Source organism: Leptospira borgpetersenii serovar Javanica (genome assembly GCF_003046425.1).
GTDB classification, from domain to species: Bacteria; Spirochaetota; Leptospiria; order Leptospirales; family Leptospiraceae; genus Leptospira; species Leptospira borgpetersenii.
Map to the genome: position 1 here is coordinate 30,001 of NZ_QAJG01000030.1, position 7,167 is coordinate 37,167.

A 7,167-nucleotide genomic window follows, 5' to 3' on the forward strand; every position below is an offset into this window, starting at 1 on the left:
TAAGTCCATTCATTTTTTAGCAATCGGCAAATCGTAAACCGTGTCATTTCTTCCATCCTTGTCGCAGTTTTATCCGCACCTACGATTTAAATATTATATATTTTAATAGGTTATATATGCAGAATTCTTGATATTTATCACCAAACTCCAAAACAAAACCGCAAATCAAAACATTGAGTAACTTGGATTGAAAGCGTATTACCTTTATATTTATAAACGGTAGAAGTTTCTACATTCAATAAAAAGCAAAATTAAAAACGCAATTGTGCAGGAGGTCCGACATTCTTTTTACAAGACAAAGTGGTAATTTCTTATCTATATGTCAAACAACGATAATCTTTTTTGGAACCAGTTGAAAAATTCTCTATACGGAATTCAGGGCCATGTTTGAAATAGAATCTGTTTACTTTCGAACTATACATAAAAAATCGTGTTTACCATCCGGTAGGAATGTGGGAGTTCCCACAAAAAGCCGAGAATTCTTTATTTGCAAAAAGTACGACCTTAATGTTAGCGAAAACCCCCGTTTTATCGTTTTTTCTTTACTGGGATGGGTATCCCTTAAGAAACTTAAAATCGGCTCAATGCATCGTTCCTGGCATGTGATCTAAAAAATTATGCCGAGGATTTTCCGAGTCATTGTGTAGATCGAAACAAAACCTAAAAGAAACTTTTTCGGAGTGACTGCTTTTTAATGAAAAAGGAAGTGAAAATAAATCTATTTCTCGTATTAAGATCGGACAAAATAAAAACTCACACGAACGGTATTGAATGGAATTCGAATTCGGCACTCTCATCTTATCCGGGCTAATCATACTCAGCATCGGACTTTTAAGAATCTCTACCAAGTTCGGGGTCCCTTCACTATTATTGTTCCTTGTCATCGGCATGGCGGCAGGTTCGGACGGACTTGGAGGAATCGAGTTCGACAATCCCGTACTAGCAAAACAAGTGGGCTCTATTGCATTAGCGTATATCCTATTTTCGGGAGGACTGGAAACCGAGTGGTTAAAGATCAAACCGGTTCTTTGGAAAGGAATCGTCCTCGGAAACTTAGGAGTATTGATTACCGGGGCCGTTATGGGATTGTTTTCTGTCTACGTTTTAGGTTTTTCGCCGATTATCGGATTTTTACTGGGGGCAGTCGTATCTTCAACGGATGCGGCCGCCGTTTTTAACGTACTGAGAACCAGAAATACGGGAATGAAAAAAGGATTAACCTCTTTACTCGAACTCGAGTCGGGAAGTAATGATCCATTAGCCGTTCTTTTAACTGTAAGTATATTAAGCCTTTTAGGACCCCATCCGCCGCAAATCGAAGAATTGGCACTTCATATCTTTATGCAATTCTCCATTGGAACGGTAGCGGGAGTTATATTCGGATATGCGATCTACAAAGGATTAAACCGAATCAAACTCGAATATGAAGGATTGTACCCGGTTTTGATTTCCGCATCGGTTTTATTCGTATATTCAGCGACGGAATTAATCCAAGGAAATCCGTTTCTATCGGTTTATATCGCAGGACTCGTATTAGGAAATCAATCTTTCGTTCACAAGCGAAGTAATCTCCGATTTTTAGACGGAATCGCATGGTTGATGCAAATCATCATGTTCTTAACGTTAGGCTTACTTGTTTATCCGAGTAGAATCCCTCCACTTTTCGGAACGGGTATAGTGTTCTCCCTTTTTCTTGTATTTATTGCAAGGCCGATCGCGGTATTTGTTTCTCTTTTCCGATCCGGCTATAATATTAGAGAAAAATTATTGGTTTCTTGGATTGGACTCAGAGGTGCGGCTCCGATTATACTCGCGACATTTCCGTTCGCTCAAGGTTTAGCGGGTTCGGACAAGATTTTTCATCTAGTATTTTTTACGGTACTTGTCTCTCTGCTCTTACAAGGAACCAGCGTTCCTCAAGTCGTTCGATGGCTCGGATTAGACGCCCCTTTAGAACAAAGAGCTTCTTATCCATTCGAATTTGAAAATCGAGAACAAAGCGATTCAAATCTTTTGGAGTTTATCGTACCTTACGGATCAAATTCCGCCGGAAAATTCGTATATTCTTTGAATTTTCCCGAGAATTCACTGATCACTCTGATCTACAGAGGAGATAGACATATCGTACCAACAGGAAAAACTACATTAGAAGAAGGCGATGTTCTTTTGATTCTAACACCGAAAGGGAGCGAAGACAAAATCCGAGACATCTTATCACAGATGGAAACTACGATTTAAACTGCATCGTATGTATCTCTACCCGCACAAATTATCTAACATAAGTTCGGTGTAACAAATGCAAAAATGATTGAAGCGTAAGGGAACTAAAGCCAAACACTCTCAAACTCAAGCCGTCTCGCTTCTATTGATCTATATTTTGAAATGAAATAAAAGGATCGGACATCTCGGATCACTTTTCCAAAAAATCCTTCAATATTTTCAAAGCATAGTCCCAACCGTTAGCGGAATGTTCATAGGAAGTTTGAGTAGGAAAATTCTCCTGAGTTAAGGAAAGAGAAGTAAAAGTCCCTTCCGATTTCAATTCGAAAGTAATGATAGAATAATTTTCGGGGATGTCCGGAACACCTGAAAAATTGCTCCAATAGCTGTAACGAAATGTTCTTTCCTTCTCTAGTTTGAGAATCTTCCCGTGGTCCTTATATTCTTTTCCCTCCCAGACGCCGGTAAAAAGAATAGAACTTCCTTCTTTCCAATCGGAGATTGTTTGAGTGCCATAAAGATAAATTTTGATAACTTCTGGATCGATCAGTCCGTTCCAAACCTTCGCAATCGAAGCTTGAATGGAAATGTTTTTTTTGAGAATTAAATTTTGACTCATTCTAAAAATCTCTTCTGCTCTATTCTTGGGTTTGCGCTGTTTTATCCTTGTTTTTTATCAGATTAACAAGTCATTTACCCAAATCAGAAACACAATCTTCCGATCATACCCCGATTTCCACAACTGGAAAGTCTGAGTATTCTAAAAATAACATGAGTTCGGTGTAAGGAGATTCATTTTTCTAAAAAAAGTTGAAATCTGAACTTTACAGACCGATTCCTAAAGTGCGGAAACTACTACGATTCACCGTTTTCAAAGCGATCGTCCTATGAAAAATTCATTTTATATGAACGTGAACTCAATGTAAGAAAGTCTCAGCATAATAATCGCTTTCGCATTTGTTACATCGAATTTAGGTTATATTAGAAAATTCTTTCTCATTTTTTATACCAAACTCACGTTAAAAATACGACTCAAAACTTCGGAAAATGCGAAAGCTACTCAGAAAAATACAACAAGTTTTTAGGTAGTGAAACATCTCAAAGTTCTCTCCAAAGCGAATCTCCTCAAAGAAAGAAAAGTTTAGAAACATTCATAGAAACCGGAATTCTGGGAATATATACTTCGATCGTTCTTCTTTTGATCGAAGCTATTCATATTCAAAGAACCGCATACGTACGAGGTTCATTCGAAATATAATTTCTATTTTTACGTTTTCGGTTTCGGATCATTGAATTTTTCAGAATTCATTTTTTCAACCCTACCATTTTATAGAATAAAAAAATCGTTCAAACTTTTTTCGACTTGATCCATCTTACATTTTAATATAATAAATTTCCTATAGAATCGATTCGTTTTTTAGAATTATGAATTGACTTTTTCGAAAATACACCCAAAATTTTCTAACTCTTCAAGGAGAAAATATAAATGTTTCGACTCATTTCAAAACTGTTTTTAGTTCTTATGGTGTTCGGTTTCATTTCGACCGCATACGCGCAGACTAGCAGCCCAACAACCAACACTCCCTCCTCTATCAGCGGCAAGTATAAAGTTGCCGGAACCAATCCGAACGGCTCGTCTTATAGTGGGAGCGTTACGGTCACAGAATCGAACGGAGAATACCTCTTTACCTGGAACGTTGCCGGAAAGACTTTTACCGGAACCGGAACACTGGAAGGGTCTAAATTAAAGGTAAATTGGGGAGAATCAGAATCCGTTATTTACGAAGTGAAAAACGGTGGTAAACTTTTAGAAGGAACTTGGGCAAATGGAAGTGCAACCGAGACCTTAAGAAAATAGGAATATACGAATGTATGTGGTTGTGGAACGATCGGGACTCCCGATTGGTTCTACAACGATTTCAAATTCATTCGTCCTTTCAAAAACCTTCCCTTATATCCGAGACTCTAATTTCTCACTCATTCCCTGGTAAATTTTTCGTCAAAACCTGGTTTCCATTTCGATGATATTTCATCCTATCTGTTCCGAAAAATATTATCGTAAAAATTTTTCAAACGAAAACAAAAGGTCGATTCGATACTCCGAAATCCGATTTGAGAAGACATAAAACAATCGAGAATTCGTCCAAGATCATTTGGTAAGTTTGTAATAAAATACGTTTGTAGATTGTTTCTAGAATGAAATTTTAGATTGACCCACTTACCTATCGATAGGTAAGTGGGTTCATGAGATCCGGGGGAGATACAAAGGAAAAAATTGTAACTATTGCTAGAGATTATTTTCAAAGTGTCGGTTTCCAATCGTTCAGCTTCCAAGATATAGCCAACGATTTAGGAATTAAAAAGGCAAGTATCCACTATTATTACCCTTCCAAAGAGAAATTAGGCCTTGAAATACTGGAAGCATACGATAAGGACTTCAAAAAATATATAGAAAACATAAGAGAAAGATCTCCCCGCGTTAGACTGTTCGGACTTTTTAAACTTTATGTGAGTTACGCCGGTGAAAATGGAAATATTTGCCCGTTCGGCGTCGTGGGCACAGAATACCATGTCCTTTCTCAAACGATCCGAGACAAAACCTTGATTCTTCAAAATCAACATCGCGATTTTTTAATACAAACTTTGTACGACGGGGTAAAGGACGGGTCCTTTGTACTAACTCTCAGTATTCGCGACACCGCCGATTTATTCATCTCCGCAATTCAAGGGGCAATGCAAATTTCAAGAATCCGAAAGGATAAGGAATATTTTCCGAAAATGATTCAAAGTCTTAAATCGATGATACAAATGAAGGAGCATAAAAATGCAGGTTTCTGAATCCACTACAAAAGCATGGGAAGTGATGAACAACTTGTCCGACAAAATGGCCAAAGAGTATAATCTCAGTCTCGAACTTCCACCAAAATCTTTTAAGGAAATGAGGGCCGAATTCGTAGAATTCGAAGGAGCCAAAAGGATTGTAGTTCGATTTCCTTACGATGATCGTTTTGCAAATCCGATGGGAATTTTTCAAGGAGGAATGTTGTGCACCGCGCTGGATAATACTTTCGGACCTCTTTCTTATCTTGCCGCTAAAAAACCTTGCGTTACCACGGATTTATCTACGCAGTTTTTTAGAACGTTCTTTCCAAAGGACGAATACATTTTGATCGAAGCGAAAGTAATTTCTAAATCTCTCGCTATGCTAACTATGCAGGCGGAAGTCAGAAATCCGAAAAACAAACTCATTGCGATCGCCACTTCGAGTGTTTTGATTTTACAGGAATCTATGCTCAAAAGAATGACGAACAAGCAGGAACAGGAAGAATAAATCTTTATCAAACAAAAAATGATTTCATTGCGATCAATTGCAATCGACTTGTCCGCAGTTTTCCCGCTCTTCTTCGGTTTCCAGAGTAACGTGGGCAATGTTTAAACCCTTTAGAATTTCCCTTGCCTTATACTTGATAATTCTCTGATGATCGGAAGAAAGACCGTTTCTTAAAACGAGATGCGCAGTCAGGGCGTTTTCCGTAGTACTTAAAGACCAAATATGAATATGATGAATATTCAATACGCCTTCTATGGATTTAAGCTCACTTTCCACGATTTCCGATTGAATCGTATCCGGAGTGGAATCTAAACTCAATCGGAGACTTTGTTTAAAAAGCGGAATATTTCCATACAGAATCACAAGTCCCACTAAAAGACCAACCACCGGGTCGATCCATAAAAACCCAAGCCACTGAATCAATAAACCGGAAACAATCACCGCTAAAGATACCAATCCGTCCGCGAGAAGATGCAGATATGCACCTTTCATATTCACATCCTCGTCTTTACTTTTGCGAAATAAAAAGGATGAGGAAAAATTCACTAAAACCCCCACAAAAGCTACGACAGCTACCATTCCTCCAGGAACAGAAGTTGGTCTGGATAATTTCTCAACCGATTCGTAAATGATAAAACCTACAGTACCGAAAATTAGAATAGAATTAAGAAGACTGACTAAGATCGAAGATTTTTTCCAACCATAAGTAAAACCCGGAGAAGGTCCTCTTTCTTGAAGTTTAATCGCAATCCATGCAAGAAACAAAGAACTCACATCCATCAAATTATGACCCGCATCCGAAAGCAAAGCAAGCGATCCGGACCAAAGGCCTACTCCCGCTTCGATACCCGCATAAACGATATTGAAAAACATCGCAATCATAAGAGTTTTGCTCGCATTCCCAGAATAGTCGTGGGGATGAATATGATCGTGAGAATGGTTATGCGAGTGATGCCCCATGAGTCCTTTCCGTGTTTAAAATGATATCTTTCTCAAAATAGCGGAGCTATGAACCTGTAAACGGAAAAAACACGTTTATTTCTGAAAATCGACTTTTTTTAGAGCCTGCTTCAAAATTCGAAGAGAATTCAATTTTAATCATTCAATAAGTTTGTAAGAAAATGAAATCGTTCCACAGATTACGTCTCTCGCACTTTGGTGTTTTATAGACTTACATGTATGTAAAATCCTAACACCTCACTCCTATCTACTGATCCCCAAAAAACCTAACATCTAATCTCTAAAACAGTTCCCGCATCCTAAGGTTTTGGGATAGATTCTTTAAAAAATCCCTCGTTTTACAAATCGTAAACAAACCACTCCATTAGATTTTTCTAAAACTCTGGGTTTGTAAAGTCGGTTTGAACGTCTTTTTTCCAGTTTAAAGAATGGCGTATTTTTCAAAATTTTCAACCGATTTTGCCGACCTGTTTTTATGTTCTACTTTGATAAGAAACCTATCCAGTTTGATCTTTCTAATAAAGCAGAAAACTAAAGTGTCGCGCTCGAAGAAACGAAAGCATCTCGCTCCCTACCATAACCTTACCCACAAATACTTGGATCTGAAGATAAATCTGTCGGAATTACTACAAATCCTCTGTGAAACTTACGCCCCA

Annotated in this window: 7 protein-coding genes (1 of these 7 only partly in view); 4 read left to right on the forward strand and 3 right to left on the reverse strand. The window is 38.0% G+C overall.

The features are described from left to right. On the reverse strand, nucleotides 1-13 hold the start of the coding sequence (locus CLV95_RS16595) for a hypothetical protein (protein WP_230456543.1). It extends 299 nt beyond the left edge of the window; 13 of the gene's 312 nt are visible here — the first part of the coding sequence; its start codon is at nucleotides 11-13; its stop codon lies beyond the left edge, outside the window. A gap of 758 nt (nucleotides 14-771) precedes the next feature. Between CLV95_RS16595 and CLV95_RS16605 the strand changes: the two genes are divergently transcribed. Beyond that, nucleotides 772-2,238 (forward strand): potassium/proton antiporter, encoded by a 1,467-nt coding sequence (locus tag CLV95_RS16605; protein ID WP_002741239.1) that lies wholly within the window; start codon nucleotides 772-774, stop codon nucleotides 2,236-2,238. A gap of 172 nt (nucleotides 2,239-2,410) precedes the next feature. On the opposite strand, the gene CLV95_RS16610 is transcribed toward CLV95_RS16605, so the two are convergent. Further along, entirely contained in the window at nucleotides 2,411-2,839 is a 429-nt protein-coding gene (locus tag CLV95_RS16610) for an SRPBCC family protein (protein WP_002732334.1), read from the reverse strand. 867 nt (nucleotides 2,840-3,706) lie between these two features. On the opposite strand from CLV95_RS16610, the gene lfb1 reads away from it, so the two are divergent. The 3 genes from lfb1 to CLV95_RS16630 all read left to right on the forward strand — a co-directional run bounded on the left by lfb1 (nucleotide 3,707) and on the right by CLV95_RS16630 (nucleotide 5,551). Continuing rightward, nucleotides 3,707-4,078, forward strand: coding sequence for an LIC10280 family protein (gene lfb1 / locus CLV95_RS16620; protein ID WP_002723811.1), 372 nt, complete (start codon nucleotides 3,707-3,709; stop codon nucleotides 4,076-4,078). 386 nt (nucleotides 4,079-4,464) lie between these two features. After that, the gene (locus CLV95_RS16625; RefSeq protein ID WP_002732295.1) at nucleotides 4,465-5,058 is read left to right on the forward strand and encodes a TetR/AcrR family transcriptional regulator; all 594 of its coding nucleotides are present in this window, start codon (nucleotides 4,465-4,467) and stop codon (nucleotides 5,056-5,058) included. Continuing rightward, on the forward strand, nucleotides 5,045-5,551 hold the full coding sequence (locus CLV95_RS16630; RefSeq protein WP_002723824.1) for a PaaI family thioesterase: 507 nt from the start codon (nucleotides 5,045-5,047) through the stop codon (nucleotides 5,549-5,551). Before CLV95_RS16625 ends, CLV95_RS16630 begins: the two co-directional genes overlap by 14 nt. Before the next feature lie 33 nt (nucleotides 5,552-5,584). Here the strand turns inward: CLV95_RS16630 and CLV95_RS16635 are convergent, their stop codons facing one another. Beyond that, on the reverse strand, nucleotides 5,585-6,511 hold the full coding sequence (locus tag CLV95_RS16635) for a cation diffusion facilitator family transporter (protein WP_002732575.1): 927 nt from the start codon (nucleotides 6,509-6,511) through the stop codon (nucleotides 5,585-5,587). Nucleotides 6,512-7,167 lie beyond the last annotated feature (656 nt).

Bases quoted from the DNA above. Each gene is read 5' to 3' on its own strand.
- CLV95_RS16605 (WP_002741239.1), top strand. From the start codon at position 772: ATGGAATTCGAATTCGGCACTCTCATCTTATCCGGGCTAATCATACTC.
- CLV95_RS16610 (WP_002732334.1), bottom strand. From the start codon at position 2,839: ATGAGTCAAAATTTAATTCTCAAAAAAAACATTTCCATTCAAGCTTCG.
- lfb1 (WP_002723811.1), top strand. From the start codon at position 3,707: ATGTTTCGACTCATTTCAAAACTGTTTTTAGTTCTTATGGTGTTCGGT.
- CLV95_RS16625 (WP_002732295.1), top strand. From the start codon at position 4,465: ATGAGATCCGGGGGAGATACAAAGGAAAAAATTGTAACTATTGCTAGA.
- CLV95_RS16630 (WP_002723824.1), top strand. From the start codon at position 5,045: ATGCAGGTTTCTGAATCCACTACAAAAGCATGGGAAGTGATGAACAAC.
- CLV95_RS16635 (WP_002732575.1), bottom strand. From the start codon at position 6,511: ATGGGGCATCACTCGCATAACCATTCTCACGATCATATTCATCCCCAC.